The 20049-nt window shown below is 67.6% G+C and carries 16 protein-coding genes and 2 pseudogenes; 6 read left to right on the forward strand and 12 right to left on the reverse strand.

Features of this window, described 5'->3' with window-relative positions; all coding sequences use genetic code 11:
• Positions 1-11: 11 nt before the first annotated feature.
• The 4 genes from ACQ858_RS15510 to guaD form a co-directional block, all read right to left on the reverse strand.
• Positions 12-1475 (reverse strand): DEAD/DEAH box helicase, encoded by a 1464-nt coding sequence (locus tag ACQ858_RS15510; protein WP_431273578.1) that lies wholly within the window; start codon positions 1473-1475, stop codon positions 12-14.
• A 161-nt stretch (positions 1476-1636) separates the two neighbouring features.
• Positions 1637-2518, reverse strand: a complete 882-nt coding sequence (gene ypfJ / locus ACQ858_RS15515; RefSeq protein WP_431273579.1) for a KPN_02809 family neutral zinc metallopeptidase — start codon at positions 2516-2518, stop codon at positions 1637-1639.
• Positions 2519-2591: 73 nt separating this feature from the next.
• On the reverse strand, positions 2592-3158 hold the full coding sequence (gene dcd / locus ACQ858_RS15520; RefSeq protein WP_106555705.1) for a dCTP deaminase: 567 nt from the start codon (positions 3156-3158) through the stop codon (positions 2592-2594).
• A 209-nt stretch (positions 3159-3367) separates the two neighbouring features.
• Positions 3368-4657 (reverse strand): guanine deaminase, encoded by a 1290-nt coding sequence (guaD, locus tag ACQ858_RS15525; RefSeq protein WP_431273580.1) that lies wholly within the window; start codon positions 4655-4657, stop codon positions 3368-3370.
• Positions 4658-4833: 176 nt separating this feature from the next.
• Here guaD and ACQ858_RS15530 point away from each other — a divergent pair, with 176 nt between their 5' ends.
• Together ACQ858_RS15530 and ACQ858_RS15535 are read left to right on the forward strand one after the other, a co-directional pair.
• Entirely contained in the window at positions 4834-6015 is a 1182-nt protein-coding gene (locus tag ACQ858_RS15530; RefSeq protein WP_431273581.1) for a glycosyltransferase family 4 protein, read from the forward strand.
• A complete protein-coding gene (locus ACQ858_RS15535) occupies positions 6012-6674 on the forward strand; it encodes an acyltransferase (protein ID WP_431273582.1) in 663 nt (220 codons plus the stop codon). The genes ACQ858_RS15530 and ACQ858_RS15535 overlap by 4 nt, the downstream gene beginning before the upstream one ends.
• 24 nt (positions 6675-6698) lie before the next feature.
• Here the strand turns inward: ACQ858_RS15535 and ACQ858_RS15540 are convergent.
• Positions 6699-7795 (reverse strand): annotated as a pseudogene (locus tag ACQ858_RS15540) (BMP family ABC transporter substrate-binding protein).
• 205 nt (positions 7796-8000) lie between these two features.
• Here ACQ858_RS15540 and ACQ858_RS15545 point away from each other — a divergent pair.
• Genes ACQ858_RS15545 through ACQ858_RS15555 form a run of 3 tightly spaced genes read left to right on the forward strand, consistent with a single transcriptional unit; the run spans position 8001 to position 10701 of the window.
• The gene (locus ACQ858_RS15545; protein WP_431273583.1) at positions 8001-8216 is read left to right on the forward strand and encodes a hypothetical protein; all 216 of its coding nucleotides are present in this window, start codon (positions 8001-8003) and stop codon (positions 8214-8216) included.
• A 14-nt stretch (positions 8217-8230) separates the two neighbouring features.
• Positions 8231-10432, forward strand: a complete 2202-nt coding sequence (locus tag ACQ858_RS15550) for a phosphocholine-specific phospholipase C (protein WP_431273584.1) — start codon at positions 8231-8233, stop codon at positions 10430-10432.
• A gap of 2 nt (positions 10433-10434) precedes the next feature.
• Positions 10435-10701 (forward strand): hypothetical protein, encoded by a 267-nt coding sequence (locus ACQ858_RS15555; protein ID WP_431273585.1) that lies wholly within the window; start codon positions 10435-10437, stop codon positions 10699-10701.
• Positions 10702-10725: 24 nt separating this feature from the next.
• Here ACQ858_RS15555 and ACQ858_RS15560 read toward each other — a convergent pair whose 3' ends face one another.
• A complete protein-coding gene (locus ACQ858_RS15560; RefSeq protein ID WP_431273586.1) occupies positions 10726-11664 on the reverse strand; it encodes a LysR substrate-binding domain-containing protein in 939 nt (312 codons plus the stop codon).
• Between the two features lie 82 nt (positions 11665-11746).
• On the opposite strand from ACQ858_RS15560, the gene ACQ858_RS15565 reads away from it, so the two are divergent.
• Positions 11747-13027, forward strand: coding sequence for an MFS transporter (locus tag ACQ858_RS15565; RefSeq protein ID WP_431273587.1), 1281 nt, complete (start codon positions 11747-11749; stop codon positions 13025-13027).
• Here the strand turns inward: ACQ858_RS15565 and ACQ858_RS15570 are convergent.
• The 6 genes and pseudogenes from ACQ858_RS15570 to ACQ858_RS15595 form a co-directional block, all read right to left on the reverse strand.
• Positions 12985-14037, reverse strand: coding sequence for an adenosine deaminase (locus tag ACQ858_RS15570; RefSeq protein ID WP_431273588.1), 1053 nt, complete (start codon positions 14035-14037; stop codon positions 12985-12987). The genes ACQ858_RS15565 and ACQ858_RS15570 overlap by 43 nt on opposite strands.
• Positions 14037-15035, reverse strand: coding sequence for a Rieske 2Fe-2S domain-containing protein (locus ACQ858_RS15575; protein ID WP_431273589.1), 999 nt, complete (start codon positions 15033-15035; stop codon positions 14037-14039). Before ACQ858_RS15575 ends, ACQ858_RS15570 begins: the two co-directional genes overlap by 1 nt.
• 73 nt (positions 15036-15108) lie before the next feature.
• Positions 15109-16271 (reverse strand): annotated as a pseudogene (locus ACQ858_RS15580) (BMP family ABC transporter substrate-binding protein).
• Between the two features lie 111 nt (positions 16272-16382).
• Positions 16383-17303 carry an ABC transporter permease gene (locus ACQ858_RS15585; RefSeq protein WP_431273590.1) on the reverse strand — a complete coding sequence of 307 codons (921 nt, stop codon included), beginning with the start codon at positions 17301-17303 and terminating at the stop codon, positions 16383-16385.
• Positions 17303-18454, reverse strand: coding sequence for an ABC transporter permease (locus ACQ858_RS15590; protein WP_431273591.1), 1152 nt, complete (start codon positions 18452-18454; stop codon positions 17303-17305). The genes ACQ858_RS15585 and ACQ858_RS15590 overlap by 1 nt, the downstream gene beginning before the upstream one ends.
• Positions 18447-19988: an ABC transporter ATP-binding protein gene (locus tag ACQ858_RS15595; protein ID WP_431273592.1), complete on the reverse strand. Its 1542-nt coding sequence runs from the start codon at positions 19986-19988 to the stop codon at positions 18447-18449. The genes ACQ858_RS15590 and ACQ858_RS15595 overlap by 8 nt, the downstream gene beginning before the upstream one ends.
• Positions 19989-20049 lie beyond the last annotated feature (61 nt).

The raw sequence follows: 20049 nt of genomic DNA on the forward strand, positions 1-20049 counted from the left end.
CGGGGGGTTGCCTATTCAGACGACTTGAAAAGCGCCGCCACCTTGCGCTTGGTCTTGATGTTGCTCGAGATGCCGCCACGAACCGGCGTGGCCTTCGCGGTGGCTTCCCACGCGGGGGCGGCCTCGCGCTCGGGCGCCTCGTACGGCTTCTCGAAGAAGGGGTCGCGCGGTGCGGCCGGTGCGCGATGCGGACGGCCGTTGCGGGTCGGACGCGAATCGGCGCGGTCGCGCGGACGGTCCAGGGCGTCGAGCACGTCGCGCTCGTCGCCGGCTTCGCCCTCGTCGCGCCAGTGGCGGCGGCCGTCGTTGATGCGGCCGCGCGGGCGGTCCTCTTCGAATTCGACGGGCTCCAGGTCGATCTTCTTCTTGATGAGCTTCTCGATATCGGCCACCAGCCGGACATCGTTGCCGCCGCTCGCGAAACTCACCGCGAGGCCGGATGCGCCGGCGCGGCCGGTGCGGCCAATGCGGTGCACGTAGTCTTCGGCGTTGAACGGGATGTCGAAATTGAAGACCGCCGGCACGTCCTTGATGTCGAGGCCGCGCGCGGCCACGTCGGTGGCCACCAGCAGATCGACTTCGCCGGCCTTGAACGCAGCGAGCGACTTGAGGCGCTCGTCCTGGCTCTTGTCGCCGTGCAGCGCAGTCGTCTTCAGGCCGTCCCGCTCCAGCGAACGCGCGAGGCGCGCACAGCCGAGCTTGCTGTTGACGAACACGAAGGCCTGCGTGATGCCGCGCTGGCGCACGATCTGCTTGAGCGCACGGCGCTTGTCGTCATCCGCCACGCTGTAGAAATGCTGCTCGACGGTCGAGGCGGTCTCGTTCGGCCGTGCCACTTCGATGGTGACCGGGTTCTGCAGATAGCTGCCGGCCAGCCGCTTGATCTCGGGCGAGAAGGTGGCCGAGAACAGCAGCGTGGTGCGCTGCTTGGGCAGGTAGGACAGGATGCGCTGCAGGTCGGGCAGGAAGCCGATGTCGAGCATGCGGTCGGCCTCGTCGAGCACCACGTACTCGACCTGGTTGAGCACCGCGTTCTTGGCCTCGATGTGGTCGAGCAGGCGGCCCGGCGTGGCGACCAGCACCTCGACGCCCTTCTTGAGTTCGAGCGTCTGCGGCTTCATGTCGATGCCGCCGAACACGACCGTGCTGCGCAGGTTCGTGTACTTGGCGTAGAGCTTGACCTGCTGCGCGACCTGGTCGGCGAGTTCGCGCGTGGGCAGGAGGACCAGGGCGCGCACCGGATGGCGTGCCGGAGAGGTCGAACTGTTTTCGTGCTTGAGCATCCGCTGCAGCAACGGCAGCGAAAAGGCGGCCGTCTTGCCGGTACCGGTCTGGGCGGCACCCATGACGTCCTGGCCCGACAACACCACCGGAATGGCCTGTGCCTGGATGGGCGTCATCGTCTCGTAGCCCATTTCGGCTACGGCGCGCGCCAGGGGTTCGGCCAAGGAGAGATTTGAGAAAGAACTACTCATGAAGCCCGCTATTGTCGCAGGAATGGGGTTACCCCTATGCCCAAGCCCGTCGGACGGGTACATCCAAACCCGGAAATCCCGCGGAACCGGCTCCGCCGGGCCGCTGGGATTGCCCCCTGGAAGGGGGTGTCAGAGCGACACGAAGTGCGCGAGGCTGGGGGTCAGAGACTTCTAGACGCAAACGTATCGCAGTCGCGCAGGTCGCCGCTCTTGAATCCGGTAGAGAACCAGCGTTGGCGCTGGGCGCTGGTCCCGTGCGTGAAGCTGTCCGGCACCACCGCGCGGCCGGCGGAGCGCTGGAGAGCGTCATCGCCGATCTTCTGCGCGGCATTCATGGCGGATTCGATGTCGCCCGGGTCCAGCCACTGCTTGGACTGCTGCGAATGGTGCGCCCAGACGCCGGCAAGGCAATCGGCCTGAAGCTCGACGCGGACGCTGACCGCATTGTTCTGCGTCTGGCTCAGGCGGCCGCGCATCTGGTCCACCTTGGCGGTGATGCCGAGCTCGTCCTGCACGTGGTGGCCGATCTCGTGCGCGATCACGTAGGCCTGCGCGAACACGCCCGGGGCGCCAAGCTGGTTCTTCAGGGTGTCGTAGAAACCGAGGTCGATGTAGACCTTCTTGTCGCCCGGGCAGTAGAACGGGCCCATCGCGGACTCGCCGGTGCCGCAGGCCGTCGGCGTCGCGCCGCGGAACAGCACCAGCTTGGGCGGGATGTAGGTGCCGCCCTGCTGGCGGAAGATGTCGCTCCAGACCACTTCGGTGTTTTTCAGCACCGTGGAAACGAAGGCCGCTTCGCGGTCGTCCGACGGCGGCCTGTGCGCCGGCGCCTGCTGCACCTGCGGAGCGGGCCCGCCGCCGCCGCTGAGCAGCCCGAGCACCGTCAGCGGGTTGATGCCGAAGATCCACCCGGCGATCAGGGCGACCGCCACGGTGCCGATGCCGATGCCGCGCCCGCCGACGGGAAAGCCGAATCCACCACCACCGCCATCGTCACGCCGATCCTCGACGTTGTCGGACTGTTCGTTGCCTTCCCATCTCATGACACGCTCCTTGACCGCGCTCCGCGCGGAGCCCGCACGATGGTACGCGCAGGCGAATCCTCCCGCTGCAAGCTCAGGCCTTGGGGAGGGTCACGCCGCGCTGGCCCTGGTACTTGCCGCCGCGGTCCTTGTAGCTGGTTTCGCAGACCTCGTCGCTCTCGAAGAAAAGCACCTGCGCGCAGCCCTCGCCTGCGTAGATCTTGGCCGGCAGCGGCGTGGTGTTGCTGAATTCGAGGGTCACGTAGCCCTCCCACTCGGGCTCGAAGGGCGTGACGTTGACGATGATCCCGCAGCGCGCATAGGTGCTCTTGCCCAGGCAGATCGTCAGCACGTTGCGCGGGATGCGGAAGTACTCGACCGTGCGCGCGAGCGCGAAGCTGTTGGGCGGGATGATGCAGCTGTCGCCGTGGAAGTCGACGAAGCTCTTCTCGTCGAAGTTCTTGGGGTCGACCACCGTGCTGTGGATATTGGTGAACACCTTGAATTCGGGTGCGCACCGGATGTCGTAGCCGTAGCTGGAGGTGCCGTAGCTGATGATCCTGTGGCCGTCCTGCTCGCGGATCTGGCCGGGCTCGAAAGGCTCGATCATTCCGTTCTTCTCGGCCATGCGCCGGATCCACTTGTCGCTCTTGATGCTCATGATGTCTTGAGTAAACACCCCCAAGCCGCTTCGCGGCTCCCCTCTCTCGCCTTCGGCGGGAGGGCGCGCACCCGGCGGCCCGGCGAAGCCGGTTCCGCGGGTGCCCTGGCCTGGGGTGCGCCGGTTTCATTGGTGGCGCACAGGGTGGGCGCCGTGGAAAACTGTTTCGGGGGCCGCCATTCTAGGGGCCTGGCCGGTGTCTGTACCGCTCAGCCGGCCAGCGCCTGCGAGATCACGGTGCGCTCGATCAGGCGGTCGTCGCCCAGCACGATCATCGCGAACAGCAGTTCTTCCAGGTTCGCGGCCAGCGAGGTCTTGCGCGCGAGCAGCGGCGTGGCTTTCGGGTTGATGACCACGAAGTCGGCCTCGCAGCCCGGCTGCAGGTTGCCGATCACGCCCTCCAGCCCCAGCGCCCGTGCGGCGCCGGCGGTGTGGCGCCACCAGAGCTGTGACGGCGGAATGCTGATGCCGGGCTTGGTCTGCCCCTCGCGGCCGGCGTAGTAGGCGGCCAGCATGGTCGCGAACGGACTGAAGCTGGTGCCGCCCCCCACGTCGCTCGCGAGACCGTAGGGGTAGCCGATGCGGTCGGCGCCTTCGAAATCGAAGAATCCACTGCCGAGGAAGAGATTGCTGGTCGGGCTCACCGCGGTCGCGGTGCCGGTTTGGCGCATGAGGCGACGGTCGTCGTCGTCGAAGTGGATGCAGTGCGCGTACACGGCGCGCTCGCGCATCAGGCCGAAGCCCGCGTAGACGTCGAGGTACGAACGCGCCCGCGGGAACAGCTCGCGGGCCCAGCGGACCTCGTCCTTGTTTTCGGCCACGTGCGAGTGAATCCAGGTGCCCGGGTATTTGGCCGCGAGCTCGCCTGCGCCGCGAAGCTGGGCATCGGAGCTGGTGGGCGCGAAGCGTGGCGTGATCGCATAGCCGAGCCGGTCGACGTCGTGCCACTTGCGGATGAGCGACTCCGAGTCGATCAGGCTTTGTTCGGCCTCGTCGCGGACGCCGTCGGGCGAATGACGGTCCTGAAGCACCTTGCCGGTCATCATGCGCAGGCGGCGGCGCTGCGCGGCCTCGAAGAAGGCATCGACCGACTGGGGATGCGAGGTCGCGAAGGTCAGCGAGGTCGTGACGCCGTTGCGCATCAGCTCGTCGAGGAACACCTCCGCCACCTCGGCCGCATGGTCCGGATCGGCGAAACGGGCTTCCGCCGGAAATGTGTAGTTCTCGAGCCAGGGAAGAAGGCCGTCGGCCGGCGCTCCGATGATGTCGGTCTGCGGATAGTGGATGTGCATGTCCACGAAGCCCGGCGCGATGATGCGGCCCGGCCAGTGCGTGACCGGCACGTCGGGATAGCGCCGGGCGAGCGCGGCATGGGCACCCGCGTCCTGCACGCGCTGCCGCCCGTCGGCATCGGGGCCGACGACGAGCAGGCCGTCTTCGTCATGGACCGGCTGGCCGGCGGAATCGAATCGCAAAAGAGAGGCACGGTACGCTTGCATGGGCTCGAAGGGTAAGGCAGCAATGCGGGTACACGATGTGCTTGCACATATGGGCGCTATATGGATGGGCGCTACATGCAAGCCACATGCCGACAGGGTGTCGCGGTGACCGATGGTACGCTCCACCCGTTCCGGGTGCCGACCCGGCGGTTCCTCCCTCTTCCCCAGGTAGATCGATGAATTCACGCGACGCCGCCAAGAGCGCCAATTTGAAAGTGCTTCTGATCGCCAACTACGTGCCCGACGGCCAGACCAGCATGCTCGCCTTCGGGCGCATGCTGGAACGCGAGATGCCCCGCGTCGGCTGCGATCTCCGGGTGATCTCGCCGCCCCAGCGGGTGCTGCGCGTGCCGGCGAGCTCGCGCTGGTGGAAGTGGCTGGGCTATGTCGACAAGTTCGTGCTGTTCATCCCGATGCTCAGGCGGCACCTGCGCTGGGCCGATGTGGTGCACGTGGCGGACCATTCCAACGGCATGTACATCCCGTGGGTGAAGGACAAGCCGAACGTCATCACTTGCCACGACGTGATCGCGGTGCAGGCCGCGCTCGGGATGGTGGAAGGCTGGAATGTCGGCTGGACCGGCCGCCAGTTCCAGCGCCTGATTTCCGCGGGACTCGGGAAAGCCGACATCGTGGCCTGCGTGTCGGCCATGACCGAGCGCGAACTGCTCGCGCTCGGCCTTGCGGATGCGCGCCGTGTCACCATCATCCTCAACGGCCTGAACGACAACTTCGCGCCGGTGGAACCGGACGAGGCACAACGCCTGATCGAGCGCTTCGGGACCTCGGTGCAGGACAAGTACCTCGTCCACGTGGGCTTGGACATGGACCGCAAGAACCGCCGCCGTATCCTCGAAGCCTTCATCGCGCTGCAGGAGCGCGCCGCGGCTGCCGGCAAGCCGCCCATGGCGGACCGCCTCCTTTTCGTCGGCCCGGAACTGGTGCCCGAGATGGCCGAACTGGCGCGCAAGCATGGCGTGGCCGACCGCGTCAAGGCCGTGCAAAAAGTGTCCCACGAAGAGCTGTGCGCGCTCTATGCGAGCGCGACGGCGCTGATCTTTCCTTCGCTGCAGGAAGGCTTTGGCTGGCCGATCATCGAGGCGCAGGCCTGCGGCTGCCCGGTCTTCACCTCCGATCTCGCGCCGATGAACGAGATCGGTGGCACGGGCGCGGTGTATGTCGACCCCTACGATCCCGCCGCCATGGCCACGGCGATGGAGGCGGCCGAACCGCGCCTGGGCGAGATGCGCCGCCTCGGCCTGGAAAACGCCACGCACTACAGCGCGGCGCAGATGGCAAGGAGCTACCGCGCCGCCTACGAGCGCGCCATCGCCGAACACAGGACACGCGCATCATGAAGCGGCTGCTCGCGCTCGGCGTCGTCGTACTGCCCTGGAAGATCAAGCGCTGGGCGCTTCGGCGCTTCTGGGGCTACCGGATCGCGGACGGCGCGCGCATCGGGCTCGCCTATGTCTTCCCGGGCGAACTGGTGATGCACGAGGGCGCGCGCATCGACCACTTCACCGTGGCCATTCACCTGGACCGGATGGAGTGCGGGGCGCAGTCGTACATCGGGCGGTCCAACTGGATCACCGGACATCCGGGGCACGGCGAGCACTTCCGGCATCGTGCCGAGCGCGATCCCGCGCTCGTCCTGGGCGAGCACTCGGCCATCACCAAGCAGCACACCATCGACTGCACCGACCGGATCGAGATCGGCCCCTTCACCACCATCGCCGGCTACGGCTCGCAACTGATCACGCATGGCATCGACGTGTTTCGGAATCTGCAGGACTGCAAGCCGATCCGCATCGGCGCCTACTGCCTGGTGGGCACCCGCGTCACCGTGCTGGGCGGGGCGGTACTGCCGGATCGCACGGTGCTCGGCGCGGGATCGCTGCTGAACAAGGCGCACACCGAGGAATACGTGGTGTACGCCGGCCAGCCGGCGAAGAAGGTCAAGAACCTGGACCCCGCAGGAGCCTACTTCCACCGCGAGCGCGGCTTTGTTCACTGAACGGCCGGGCCGCTGAACAGAGCCTCAGGGCGTCTTGCGCGCCACGTGTCCCTGCACGCCTTCGGCCAGCCAGTTCATGTTGAGGATCTGCTCGTCGCCGAGCGATTGGCCCTTGGCGATGACGACATGGCCCTCGTTGTCGCGCACGTCGGCCGCAACTGCCTGGAAGGGCTTCAGCTTGCCGCTCCCGATGTCCTTCTGGCGGGCGATCACTTCGTCCTGCACCGGCTTGGGCACCTTCGGTCCGAAATCGCCCACGCGGATCATCCCTTCCTTGACGCCGCCCCAGGTGTTGCCGCTCTTCCAGGCGCCGTCGAGCGCGGCGCGCGCGCGCCGGGTGTAGTAGTCGCCCCAGTGGTGCGTCACCGCGACGAGCTGCGCATCGGGCGCGACCTTTCGCATGTCCGAGTGGTAGGCGATCGCGAGCTTGCCGCGTTCCTGCGCCGCGGCCATTACCGCGGTGGAGCCGGTGTGGAAGGCGATGACGTCCACGTCCTGGTTGAACAGCGTCATCGCGGCCTCACGCTCCTTCGGCGGATCGAACCACTCGTCGAGCCAGACCACCTTGACTTGCGCCTTCGGATTGACCGAGCGCATGCCCAGCGTGAAGGCGTTGATGCCCTGCAGCACCTCGGGGATCGGGAAGCCCGCGACGTAGCCGGCGACGTTGGTCTTGGTCATGCGGCCGGCCGCCACGCCCGCGAGGTAGCGGCCTTCGTAGTAGCGCGCGTTCGCGATCGCGACGTTGGGCGCGGTCTTGTAGCCGGTGATCGACTCGAACTTCACGTCGGGGAAGTCGCGCGCCACCTTCATCGTGGGCTCCATGTAGCCGAAGCTCGTGGTGAAGATGAGCTTGTTGCCCTGCTGCGCGAGGTCGCGGATCACGCGCTCGGCATCGGCGCCTTCGGCCACGTTCTCGACGTAGGTGGTCTTCACCTTGCCGGGCAGCGCGGCCTCGACGGCCTTGCGGCCCTCGTCGTGCTGGCGCGTCCAGCCGGCATCGGTGACGGGCGTGACGTAGACGAAGCCGATCTTCAGCGGATCGGCCTTCGGTGCGGGTTGGGAAAAAGCGGGAAGGAAAAACAGGCGGCCGCGAGCGCGGCTGCGAGGTTTTTGTACATGGTGTTCCTCTACATGGCCCCGGAATGAACTTCGGCGCTGGGGGGCACCAGCGCCGAACCTGAATTTTACCCGGGTCCCTTTCGCGCGGCGGGCGGGCATGTCACGCCCACGTCGCCTGGAGGTCATCGCCGGTTCATGGCGGTGTCATCGCGGCTCCCTAGTCTTGCGGCGCTCATGCCAACCAACACGAATCAAGGAGCTCCCATGCACGGGTTTCCCCAGTTTCCCCGCTTCATCAGCGCGCTCGCGCTGATCCTGCCGCTGGCCGCCTGCGGCGGCGGCAGCAGCAGCGGCTCGGCCGCCGCCCTCGGCGCATCGTCCTCGAGCCAGAGCGCCACCGCCACCCAGAAGAGCGATGCAGCCGCCACGTCGTCCGGCACGGCCAGCAGCTCGTCGTCCGACGTCAGCTACGCACCCTAAGGAGAAACAGAACCATGACCTCGCGCCGCCGCTTCATCCAGGGCTCCGCCTCCGCCGGCATCGCCGCCGCCACGCTCGCCGCATTTCCGCCGAGCATCCGCCGCGCACTCGCCATTCCCGCGCACAACGAGACGGGCACCATCCGCGACGTCGAGCACGTCGTGATCCTGATGCAGGAGAACCGGTCCTTCGACCATTACTTCGGCACGCTGCGCGGCGTTCGCGGCTTCGGTGACCGCTTCACCATTCCGCTGCCGCAAGGCCGCAGCGTGTGGCAGCAGAACGATGCCACCGGCAATCCGGTACTGCCGTTCTACCTCGACAGCAGCAAGGGCAACGCGCAGCGCTTCAGCGGCACGCCGCATACGTGGGTCGACGGCCAGAACGCATGGGACGGCGGCCGCATGGAGCAATGGCCACGCTACAAGACCGCGGCTTCGATGGGCTACTTCAAGGAAGCCGAGCTGCCCTTCCAGTTCGCGCTGGCGAATGCCTTCACGGTCTGCGACGCCTATCACTGCTCGATGCACACCGGCACCAACTCCAACCGCATGTTCGTGTGGACCGGCACCAACGGCCCGACCGGCGCCGGCGTGGCCACCGTGAACAACGAGTGGGACTCGATCGATGCATCGACGCTCGGCTACGACTGGAAGACCTACCCCGAGCGCCTGCAGGCCGCGAAGGTGAGCTGGATGGTCTACCAGAACATGCCCGACAACTTCGGCGACAACCCGCTCGCGGGCTTCCGCCAGTACCGCAAGGCCAACGAAGCCTCCGGCAAGCCGGTGAGCAACGACGCGCTCTCGCCGGCCTACGACCCGGCCAGCGACGACGTCGGCAACCCGCTCTACAAGGGCATCGCCAACACGATGCCGGGCGACTTCAACAACCCCGAAACCTACTTCGAACGATTCCGCCAGGACGTGAAGAACGGCAAGCTGCCGCAGGTGTCCTGGATCATCGCGCCGGCCACCTATTCGGAGCACCCCGGACCGTCGAGCCCGGTGCAGGGCGCGTGGTACGTCCAGGAGACGCTCGATGCCCTGACCGCCGTGCCGGAGGTCTGGAGCAAGACGGTGCTGATCGTCAACTTCGACGAAAACGACGGCTACTTCGATCACGCTCCCTCGCCTTCCGCGCCGTCGATCAACGCCGACGGCACGCCGGCCGGCAAGACCACGCTGCCCGAAGCCGATATCGCCTTCGAGCGCTTCAACCACCCGAACCCGCCCGGCACCACCGGCCAGCCGAAGCCGGACGGCCGCGTCTACGGCCCGGGCGTGCGCGTGCCGATGTACGTGATCTCGCCGTGGAGCCGCGGCGGCTGGGTCAACTCGCAGGTGTTCGACCACACCTCGGTGATCCGCTTCATCGAGAAGCGCTTCGGCGTCAAGGAACCGAACATCGGCCGCTTCCGCCGTGCGGTGTGCGGCGACCTCACCAGCGCCTTCAACTTCGAACGCCCCAATGACGAAGTGCTGCCGACGCTCGCCGGCCGCAAGACCCGCGATCAGGCGGATCTGCTGCGCGCCGACCAGGAAAAGCTCGCGAAGATCACGCCGCCAGCCAATCCGATGCTCCCGCAGCAGGCGACCGGCACGCGGCCCTCGCGCGCCCTGCCCTACGAGCTGCATGCCAGCCTGCGCGCCGATGTTCGGCAAGGCCGCGTGAAGCTCGTCTTCGCCAACACCGGCGACGCGGGCGCGGTGTTCCACGTCTACGACAAGCTGCATCTCGAACGGCTGCCGCATCGCTACATGGTCGAGCCGCGCGAAAGGCTCGACGACACCTGGGCGGCGATGACCGACAACGCCGGCCTGTACGACCTCTGGGTGCTCGGCCCCAACGGCTGGCACCGTCACTTCAAGGGCGACCTCAACAAGCTGCGCGCCGGCAACGCGCCGGACCCCGAGATCCGCGCGGGCTACCACGCGAAGAGCGGCCGGCTGCACCTGAAGCTGCGCAACGAGGGCGAGACGCCTTGCGTGTTCACCGTGAAGGCCAAGGCCTATCGCCACGACGGCCCGTGGACGGTGCGCGTCAAGGGCGGCGACGATGCCGAGCTGCACTGGGAGACCGAGGACCAGGGCTACTGGTACGACTTCGCCGTCACCTGCGATTCCGACCCGGCGTTCTATCGCCGCCTGGCCGGCCGCATCGAAACCGGCCGCCATACGGTGAGCGATCCCGCGTTCGGCATGCAGGACCTCTGAACATGCACCTGAGCATCGGCAAGGAGACGACCATGGCCCTCGACCTTCTGCGCCGCATTGCCGGCTCGCCCCTGCCGATGTCGTTCACGCGCACCGCGGACATCGAGAGGGTCAGGATCCTGCGCGCCGCGGGGCTGGTGGTGGCCTTCGTGCCGGCGGCGCACCATCCCTCGATCGCGATGCTCCTGCAACGCCCGGCGCAGGTCGTCGGCATCACGCAGAAGGGCCGGGACGAACTGCTGCTGCACGACGGCGCGCTGTCGTCCTGAAGCAGGCGCCGCGGGCACCGCACCTCAGAAGGCGCGCGTGCCCTCGCGCACCGCATCCCGCAGCAGGTCGGCCAGTCTCGCGACCGAGGGCTCCGGCTCGGCCTGCGCGCGGTACATGGCCAGCGTCATGGGCGGCAGCGGCGGCAGGCCGATCGACGCCGGATCGAGCGCACGCACATGGGTCGGCAGGCCGAATGCGGTGAGCGCCGAAAGCCCCAATCCCGCGGATGTCGCCGCCCACAATGCGGAGAGGCTCGAACTCGTGAAGGCAAGCCGCCATGGCATGCCCGCGCGATCGAGCGCGTTCGTCACCGTCGCGCGCAGCGGGCATGACGCATCGAGCAGCACCAGCGGGAGGGGCTCGCGCGACCTGCGGGCGCCGGGCTGGCGGCGCTCCGTCCACCACGGCACGTCGAGGGTCTCGGGCTCGGCCGGCCCCACCCACTGCAAAGGCAGCCGGACCAGCCGCTCGCGATGCGGCAATTCGGCGCCGACGACTGCCCCCTTGATCTCCCAGATCAGCGCGAGGTCGAGCTGCCCGAGGCGCAGCCGCTCGCGCAGTTCGCCGCTGCGCGCCATGCAGGCCTCGATGCGCACCTTCGGATGCGCGCGGGAGAACCGGCCCAGCACGGCCGGCAGCACCGATTCGCCGAGGTTCTCCTGCACCCCGAGGCGCACCCATCCTTCCAGATCGGCACCGCGCATCGCGGCCGCGGCTTCATCGTTGATCTCCAGCATGCGGCGCGCGTAGGCCAGCATCGTCTCGCCCGCATCGGTGAGCTGCAGGCCCCGGCCGGCCCGGCGGAACAGGGGCGTTCCCGCCTGTGATTCGAGCTTCTTGAGCTGGGCGCTCACCGCCGAGGTCGAGCGCCCGAGGCGGTCGGCCGCGCGGGCATAGCTGCCGAGCGCGATGCCAGTCGAAAAGCTGCGCAGTACATCGAGATCGAACAGCACCTGGGCCATGAATCGTCCTGTTTTTCGGAACTGATGGTTGATTATTTTCTGATTTTCAAAACAGTGCAGGCAACCCACACTGCGCCGCACGATGCAACATCCCTCCTTCTCCACCCACCGCCATCGCTGGAAGATCCTCGCGGCCGGCGTCGCGGCCAATGCCGCCTTTTCCGTCGCCTTCAGCGGCATTCCGATGACCGCCGTGGTCATGCGCGCCGGGTATCAGCTCGACAACGCCACGCTCGGCCTGATGCTCGGCCTCATCGGCCTGGGCATCGCGGTCAGCGAGCTGCCGTGGGGCCTGCTGACCGACCGCTGGGGCGACCGCCCCGTGCTGCTGACCGGCCTCGGATCGACCGCGCTGGCGCTGATCGCCATGGCGCTTCTGGCCGCGCCGCGACCGGGCCACGTGCCGGGGACTGGCTGGCTCGGCACCGGGCTGCTGCTCGTGGGGCTGCTGGGCGGCAGCGTCAACGGCGCCAGCGGCCGGGCCGTGATGGGCTGGTTCGCCGAGGGCGAGCGCGGCCTTGCGATGAGCATCCGGCAGACCGCGGTGCCGCTCGGCGGCGGCATCGGGGCGCTGCTGCTGCCCGCCATCGCACTGCATGCGGGATTCGCGGCGCTCTACGCCTTCCTGGCCGGCCTCTGCCTGCTCAGTGGCTGGCTGACATGGCGATGGGTGCATGAGCCGCCGATCGCGCAGCAGGCCGCGCCCACCGTTGCCGCAGCGCCGGATCGCGGGCCGCTGCGCGATGCACGGGTGTGGCGCATCGTCGTGGGCATCGGCATCCTGTGCGCGCCGCAATTCGCCGTGCTGTCCTTCGGCACGGTCTTTCTCCACGACTTCGGCCACGTCGGCTTCGCGGCGATCACCGCCACGATGGTCGGTGTCCAGATCGGCGCAATGGCGATGCGCGTGTGGAGCGGCCGCTGGACCGATCGCCGACGGAACCGGCCCGTCTACCTGCGCGCATGCAGCACGCTGAGCGCGGGGCTCTTCGTGGCGCTGGGCCTTGTCGCGCTATCGGCCGAAGGTGCGGCCGCCGCCTCGCTCGCATCGCGCGCGCTGCTGGTTCTGCTCGTCCTGGTCTGCGGCGTGTGCGTCTCCGCGTGGCACGGCGTGGGGTACACCGAGCTCGCCACCTTCTCGGGTCCGGCTCGCGCGGGCACCGCGCTCGGCATGGCCAACACCAGCGTGTTCGTCGCGTGCTTCATCACGCCGTGGTCGATCCCGCACCTGCTCGCCTGGCAGGACTGGCCGATGGTGTGGTTCGCCGGGGCGGCGTGCGCGCTGGTGGCGCTGCCACTGCTTGCGAGCCCGGCGCGCACTCAGGCGAAGCTGTCGAAGACGGCGCTCAGCCGGTCGACGTAGCTGCGCTTGGTCGCCGCGTCGGTGAAACTGCCTTCGAAGCTGTTCGCCGCGAGCTGCCACGCGTGCTGCGCGGTGAGCCCGGTGGCGGCAAAGGTCTCGGTGAAGTTCCGGTTCATGTAGCCGCCGAAATACGCCGGGTCGTCGGAGTTGACGGTGGCGACCAGTCCGCCGTCGAGCAGCTCGCGCAGATTGTGCTGGCCCAGGTCGGGAAACACGCAGAGCTTGAGATTCGAGAGCGGGCACACCGTGAGCGGAATGCGGTCCCGCGCGAGCCGCTTCATCAGTACCGGATCCTTGGTGCTCTGCACGCCGTGATCGATGCGTTCGACCTTGAGCACGTCGAGCGCGCTCCAGACGTAGGCCGGTGGACCTTCCTCGCCCGCGTGCGCGACGAGATGGAAGCCCAGTTCGCGGCAGCGCGCGAACACGCGCGCGAACTTCTCGGGCGGATGGCCCAGCTCGCTCGAATCGAGGCCGACGCCAATGAAGCGGTCGCGCAATGGCAGCGCCTGTTCCAGCGTGGCGAAGGCGTCGTCTTCGCTCAGGTGGCGCAGGAAGCACATGATCAGCTCGGCATCCACGCCGAGCTTCGACTTCGCATCGACACAGGCGCGATGCAGGCCGTCGACCACCGTCTGCATCGACACGCCGCGCTCGGTGTGGGTTTGCGGGTCGAAGAACATCTCGGTGCGCACCACGTTGTCGGCGGCTGCGCGTTCGAGGTAGGCCCAGGCCATGTCGTAGAAGTCCTGTTCCTTGAGCAGCACGCTCGCGCCCGCATAGTAGATGTCGAGAAAGCTCTGCAGGTTGGTGAAGGCGTAGGCGCGGCGCAGGTCTTCCACGTTCGCATAGGGGATCGAGACCCCGTTGCGCCGGGCGAGCGCGAAGATCAGCTCGGGCTCCAGCGAGCCTTCGATGTGCATGTGCAGCTCGGCCTTGGGCATGGCGCGCAGCAGGTCGGGCAGGCGGTCCGCAGCCACGGGCGGAACGGTGCGGGAGAAGGTGTTCATCAGCAGACTCCGAAGGTGATGCCGCGCGTCTTCAGATGGCGGCGGTAGAGGGACGAAGCCTTGTCGGCCACGGTGTGGAGTTCGGCGCGCAGGTCGAGCGGCAGGCGCTTGGGGCTTTGCGACTCCAGCACCGGCTTGTCCTGCAGGAAGATGGTGTCCTGGAACGCGCGCACCGAGGCTTCATCGCGTGTGAAGTCCGAGGTCGCGAAGCGGAACCACACGCGGCAGCGCTCGTGCTCCATCGGGCAGATGTAGAGCGCGATGGATTCGCGGTAGTCGTCGAGGCCGACGCTCACGGCATCAGGCACCTTGGTCAGGACCGCGATGTACGGGGCGGTGACTTCATAGCTGTATTCGACCTGCGCGGGGGCGGTCGAGTTGACGGTCGATTGCGGCTGCCACGCCTTGCAGCCCGTGGCGAGAAGACCGTTGGGCGTGGGCTCGACGCGGTAGTCCTCGATCACCGCCATGTGACGTGCGCCGAGCCAGCCTTCGTGCACGAAACCGAAGTGCGCCATGTCGAGGAAGTTCTCGACGATGCGCGGCGCGCTGGTCTCGACGTCGTAGGGGCCGCAGTCGATCTTGCGCATGCCGGCGTCGTGTTCGGCAGCGAACACGGGCACGGGCGGTTCGCCTTCGGCCGGGACATCGATACGCACCCATACGAGCCCGCCTGCATCACACGCCGCATAGGTCGTCGCGCAGTTCGTGGCCGGCGGCACGAAGGTCGGCAGCGCGGGCACATGCACGCACCGGCCGCCGGATTCGAAGCGCCAGCCGTGGTAGGGGCATTCGAGCTGCGGTCCGCCCTCGCCTTCGACCACGCGGCCGAGCGACAGCTTCGCGCCGCGATGCGGGCAGCGATCTGCCCAGGCGTGCACCGCGCCGGCGCCGTCGCGCCACAGCACGAGGTCTTCGCCGAGCAGGCGCACTGCGAGCAGGGCATCCGCCACATCGCTCGCAAGAGCAACCGGATGCCAAAGTTCTTTTTCGATCATCGTTGGGGCCTGAAACAAAAAGGGGTTGCCCATGAGCAACCCCTTCGTGCCGGAAGCGTCCAGTCTTTCCTGCTTACTTCTTCTCGCCGCCGGGCACCGAGCCCTCGACGCCCTTGACGTAGAAGTTGATGCCGGTCAGGAATTTGTCGTCGGCGACCGTGCCGGCTGCCACGAGTTCCTTGCCGTCCTGGCCGACGATCGGGCCCTTCCAGATCGCGAAGCTGCCGTCCTTCAGGCCCTTCTTGACCTCCTCGACCTTGGCCTTGGTTTCGGCCGGCACGTCCTCGGCGATGGAGACGAGATCGATCGCGCCTTCCTTCACGCCCCACCAGCTCTGGCCGGTGGTCCACTTGCCGTCGAGCACGTCCTGCACGGCCTTGGTGTAGTACGGGGTCCAGTTGATGATCGACGAGGCCGGTGGGCCTTCGGGCCATAGGCGGTCATGTCCGAGTCCCAGCCGAAGGCGCGCTTGCCCTTTTCCTGCGCGGTCTTGAGCACCGCCGGCGAGTCGGTGTTCTGGAACAGCACGTCCGCGCCGCCGTTGATGAGGGCGGTGGCCGCTTCGGTTTCCTTCGGCGGGCTGAACCATTCGTTGACCCACACCACCTTGGTCGTGATCTTCGGATTGACCGACTGCGCGCCCAGCGTGAAGCTGTTGATGTTGCGCAGCACTTCGGGGATCGGCACCGAGCCGACCACGCCGAGCGTGTTGGTCTTGGTCATCGCGCCCGCGATGATGCCGGCCATGTACGCGCCTTCATACGTGCGGCTGTCGTAGGTGCGCATGTTCTCGGCGGTCTTGTAGCCGGTGGCATGTTCGAACTTGACGTCCTTGTTGTCGGCCGCGACCTTGAGCATCGGCTCCATGTAGCCGAAGGTGGTGCCGAAGATCAGCTTGTTGCCCTGGCTGACCATGTCGCGCAGCACGCGCTCGGCGTCGGCGCCCTCGGGCACGCTCTCCACGTAGGTGGTCTTGATCTTGTCGCCGAATTCCTTCTCGATTGCCTTGCGGGCGGTGTCGTGCGCGAAGGTCCAGCCGCCGTCGCCCACCGGCCCGACGTAAGCGAAGGCGATGTTCAGCGGCCCGGCGGGCGCGGGAGCCGCCGCCGAAGGCGCCGGAGCGGCCGGCGCGGGGGCCGGCGCCTCTTCCTTCTTGCCGCAGCCGACGAGGGCGGCGGAAGCGACCGCCGTCAGAGCGGCCAGCTTGAGCAGGGTGCGCTTGTTCAGATCATTCATTGTTTGAAATCCTCAAAAGGACGGGTTGGCGACGAAACAAAACGAAACGCGATTATGAGCCGCACGGCCGCTCCGAAGGCGAATTCCGAAGCGCTGCTGCGCGAGAACTCTCTATGAGCCGGGGTAGAACGGTTTTCCTATGGAAGCCGGCATGTTGGCGCGGATGAACGCGGGGTTGCGCGAGATCAGCGCCAGCACCACGATCGGCGCGATGTACTGCAGCATGCTCAGGAACTGGCTGGGCACCTGGACCCCCGTGCTCTGGAGGTGAAAGCCGAGCATCGAGACGCCCCCGAACAGGTACGCGCCGAGCAACACGCGGATCGGCCGCCAGGTCGCGAAGGTGGTCAGTGCCAGCGCGATCCAGCCCCGGCCGGCGACCATGCCCTCGACCCACAGCGGCGTGTAGACCGTCGACAGGTACGCCCCCGCGAGTCCGCACAGCGCACCGCCCGCGATCACCGCCAGGAAGCGGATCCGCCGCACCGGATAGCCCAGCGCGTGCGAGGACTCCGGCGATTCGCCCACCGAGCGCAGCACCAGGCCCGAGCGCGTGCGGTAGAGGAACCAGATCAGCCCGAAGGTGAGCAGCACCGCGAAGTACACCATCGGGTGATGCTGGAACAGCGCCGGGCCGATCAGCGGAAGATCACCCAGCACCGGCAGCGCATACGAGGTGCTCGCCGGCAGCTTGGCCTGCACGAAGTTGATGCCCGCGAAGGCCGAGAAGCCGACACCGAAGAGGCTCAGCGCGAGCCCGGTGGCGTATTGGTTGGTGTTGAGCCAGATCACCAGCACGCCGAAGAAGGCCGCGAGCAGCGCGCCCGCGGCCATGCCGGCCAGGAAGCCGAGCCAGGTGTTGTGCGTGGTGACCACGGTCGCGAAGCCCGCGATGGCGGCACAGAGCATCATGCCCTCGGCGCCGAGGTTCACGATGCCGGCCTTCTCGTTGATCAGGAGGCCCAGCGCCGCGATCGCGAGCACCGTGCCGGCGCTCAGGGTGGACCCCAGGAGAAGTGCGTAGCTTTCCATCATGCGGCTCCTTCGGTGGGACGTGCAACAGGCGCCGTCAACGGCGTACTGGCTTGCAGCGAAGAAGTGCCGGGCGTCGCCGACACCGCCTTCGGCGCCACCTTGCGCCGAAGTCGATAGGCGATCAGCGTGTCGCAGGCCAGCAGCGTGAAGAGCAGCAGGCCCTGGAACACACCCGTCAGCGACTTCGGCAGCCCGAGGCGCGACTGGGCCAGTTCCCCGCCGATATAGAACATGCTCATGAGCACCGCCGAGAAGATCATCCCCACCGGATGCAACCGCCCGACGAAGGCGACGATGATCGCGGCGAAGCCGTAGCCCGCCGGCACGTACGGCGTGAGCTGCCCGAGCGGCCCTGCGACTTCGAGTGCACCGGCCAGACCGGCCGCGCCGCCCGAGGTGAGCAGCGCGATCCACACCGCGCGCCGCGCCGAGAAGCCCGCATAGCGCGCCGCCGCCGGCGCGAGCCCGCCCACCTGCTGCGCGAAGCCCGCGCGCGTGCGAAACAGGAACACCCAGAGCGCGCCCGCCCCGAGCAGCGCGATGACGAGACCGATGCTCACGCGCGAGCCCTTCATGAGCCGCGGGATCTGCGTCACCGCCTCGAAGGTCTTGGTCTGCGGGAAGTTGTAGCCATGCGGGTCCTTCCACGGTCCGTAGACCATGTAGCCGAGCAGCAGCGTCGCGACGTACACCAGCATCAGGCTCACGAGGATCTCGTTGGCGTTGAACTTGTCGCGCAGGAACGCCACGATGGCCGCCCACGCCATGCCGCCCAGGACGCCTGCGATCAGGATGGCGACGACGATCATCTGGCTGGTGTTCTTGTCGGCCAGCAGCGCCATGCCACCGGCCGCGATCGCGCCGAAGACGAACTGCCCTTCGGCGCCGATGTTCCACACGTTGGCGCGGAAGCACACCGCGAGCCCGAGCGCGATGATCAGGAGCGGCGTTGCCTTGACCATCAGCTCGCCGAGTGCGTAGCCGCTCTTGATCGGCTCCCAGAAGAAAACCAGCAGGCCCTTGACCGGGTCCTTGCCGAGCGCGGCGAACAGCGCCATGCCGATCAGCACCGTGATCAAGAGCGCCAGGATCGGCGAGCCGTAGCTCCAGAAGCGCGACAACTGCGGGCGAGGTTCGAGCTTAAGCATGGGCCACCTCCGAAGGCGCCGCGGCGGCATGGCGCGACTTGTCCCACAGGCCGCTCATCCACTCGCCGATCTGCGGCACCGTGGCGGCGGCGCGGTCGATCGAGGGCGACAGCCGCCCCTTCGCGATCACGTAGAGCCGGTCGCTGATCTCGAACAGTTCGTCGAGTTCTTCGCTGACCACCAGCACCGCGCAGCCCGCGTCGCGCAGCGCGAGGATCTCGCCGCGGATCAGCGCCGCGGCGCCCACGTCCACGCCCCAGGTCGGCTGCGAGACGATGAAGATCTTCGGGTTGGCGTCGATCTCGCGACCGACGATGAATTTCTGCAGGTTGCCGCCCGACAGCGACCGCGCCGCCGCGCTCGGCCCACCGGCCTTCACGTTGAAGCGCTTGATGATGTCGGCCGCATGCTGGTTCAGCGCGCGGGTGCGAATCCACCCGCCTCGGCCGACCGCGTTGCTGCGCGTGAGCAGCAGGTTGTGCGCGAGCCCGAGCGTGGGCACCGCGCCGCGTCCGAGGCGTTCCTCGGGCACGAAATGCAGGCCCAGCGCGCGGCGCCGGCGGGGCCGGAAGTGCGCCGCCGCCTTGCCGAAGACTTCGATCATCCCGGCCTCGGCGCGCGTGTCTTCGCCCGAAAGCGCGTAGAGCAGCTCCTTCTGGCCATTGCCCGAAACACCGGCGATGCCCACCACTTCGCCCGAACGCACGTCGAGCGAAATGCCGTCGAGATCGACGCCGAACTGGTCCTCGCGCGCCAACGTCAGCGCCTTGACCTTGAGTGCCACCCCGCCCGCATGCACCGGCCGGTGCGTGAGCGGCGGCGGCTCGGCGCCGATCATCAGGCGCGAGAGCGATTCGTTCGATTCGTTCTGCGGGTTGCACACCCCGGTGACCTTGCCGCCGCGCAACACGGTACACGCGGTGCACAGCTCGCGGATCTCGTGGAGCTTGTGGCTGATGTAGAGGATGCTGCAGCCTTCGGAGGCCAGCTTCTTGAGCACCACGAAGAGCTTCTGCACCGCCTGCGGCGTGAGCACCGAGGTCGGCTCGTCGAGGATCAGCAGCTTGGGATCGGTGAGCAGCGCGCGGATGATCTCGACGCGCTGCATCTCGCCGACCGAGAGCGTGTGCACCGGGCGCGAGGGGTCGATGTCCAACCCGTATTCGCCGGCCTTGGCCTCGACGCGGCGGGCCACTTCGGCGAGCGACAGGCTCTTTTCGAGGCCGAGCCAGACGTTCTCGGCCACCGTGAGGGTGTCGAACAGGCTGAAATGCTGGAATACCATGCTGATGCCCAGCGCCCGCGCCTCCTGCGGGTTGCGCACGTTCACGGGGTTGCCGTTGAACATGATGCTGCCTTCATCCGGCTTGACCGAGCCGTAGATGATCTTCATCAGCGTGGACTTGCCCGCGCCGTTCTCGCCGAGCACGGCGTGGGTTTCGCCCGGCGCCACCGCGAGCGACACATCGCTGTTGGCGACCACCGAGGGGTAGCGCTTGGTGATGTGCGCTAGCTGCAGTCTATGGATTGTCATGCCTATGCCTGGCCTGTGGGTTGTGTGTGAGCCCTGAATCGCCTCTCGGCGATCGCCATAT

This window comes from Variovorax ureilyticus, from assembly GCF_050632185.1.
Taxonomy (GTDB): domain Bacteria; phylum Pseudomonadota; class Gammaproteobacteria; order Burkholderiales; family Burkholderiaceae_C; genus Variovorax; species Variovorax ureilyticus_A.

Bases quoted from the DNA above. Each gene is read 5' to 3' on its own strand.
- ACQ858_RS15510 (WP_431273578.1), bottom strand. From the start codon at position 1,475: ATGAGTAGTTCTTTCTCAAATCTCTCCTTGGCCGAACCCCTGGCGCGC.
- ypfJ (WP_431273579.1), bottom strand. From the start codon at position 2,518: ATGAGATGGGAAGGCAACGAACAGTCCGACAACGTCGAGGATCGGCGT.
- dcd (WP_106555705.1), bottom strand. From the start codon at position 3,158: ATGAGCATCAAGAGCGACAAGTGGATCCGGCGCATGGCCGAGAAGAAC.
- guaD (WP_431273580.1), bottom strand. From the start codon at position 4,657: ATGCAAGCGTACCGTGCCTCTCTTTTGCGATTCGATTCCGCCGGCCAG.
- ACQ858_RS15530 (WP_431273581.1), top strand. From the start codon at position 4,834: ATGAATTCACGCGACGCCGCCAAGAGCGCCAATTTGAAAGTGCTTCTG.
- ACQ858_RS15535 (WP_431273582.1), top strand. From the start codon at position 6,012: ATGAAGCGGCTGCTCGCGCTCGGCGTCGTCGTACTGCCCTGGAAGATC.
- ACQ858_RS15545 (WP_431273583.1), top strand. From the start codon at position 8,001: ATGCACGGGTTTCCCCAGTTTCCCCGCTTCATCAGCGCGCTCGCGCTG.
- ACQ858_RS15550 (WP_431273584.1), top strand. From the start codon at position 8,231: ATGACCTCGCGCCGCCGCTTCATCCAGGGCTCCGCCTCCGCCGGCATC.
- ACQ858_RS15555 (WP_431273585.1), top strand. From the start codon at position 10,435: ATGCACCTGAGCATCGGCAAGGAGACGACCATGGCCCTCGACCTTCTG.
- ACQ858_RS15560 (WP_431273586.1), bottom strand. From the start codon at position 11,664: ATGGCCCAGGTGCTGTTCGATCTCGATGTACTGCGCAGCTTTTCGACT.
- ACQ858_RS15565 (WP_431273587.1), top strand. From the start codon at position 11,747: ATGCAACATCCCTCCTTCTCCACCCACCGCCATCGCTGGAAGATCCTC.
- ACQ858_RS15570 (WP_431273588.1), bottom strand. From the start codon at position 14,037: ATGAACACCTTCTCCCGCACCGTTCCGCCCGTGGCTGCGGACCGCCTG.
- ACQ858_RS15575 (WP_431273589.1), bottom strand. From the start codon at position 15,035: ATGATCGAAAAAGAACTTTGGCATCCGGTTGCTCTTGCGAGCGATGTG.
- ACQ858_RS15585 (WP_431273590.1), bottom strand. From the start codon at position 17,303: ATGGAAAGCTACGCACTTCTCCTGGGGTCCACCCTGAGCGCCGGCACG.
- ACQ858_RS15590 (WP_431273591.1), bottom strand. From the start codon at position 18,454: ATGCTTAAGCTCGAACCTCGCCCGCAGTTGTCGCGCTTCTGGAGCTAC.
- ACQ858_RS15595 (WP_431273592.1), bottom strand. From the start codon at position 19,988: ATGACAATCCATAGACTGCAGCTAGCGCACATCACCAAGCGCTACCCC.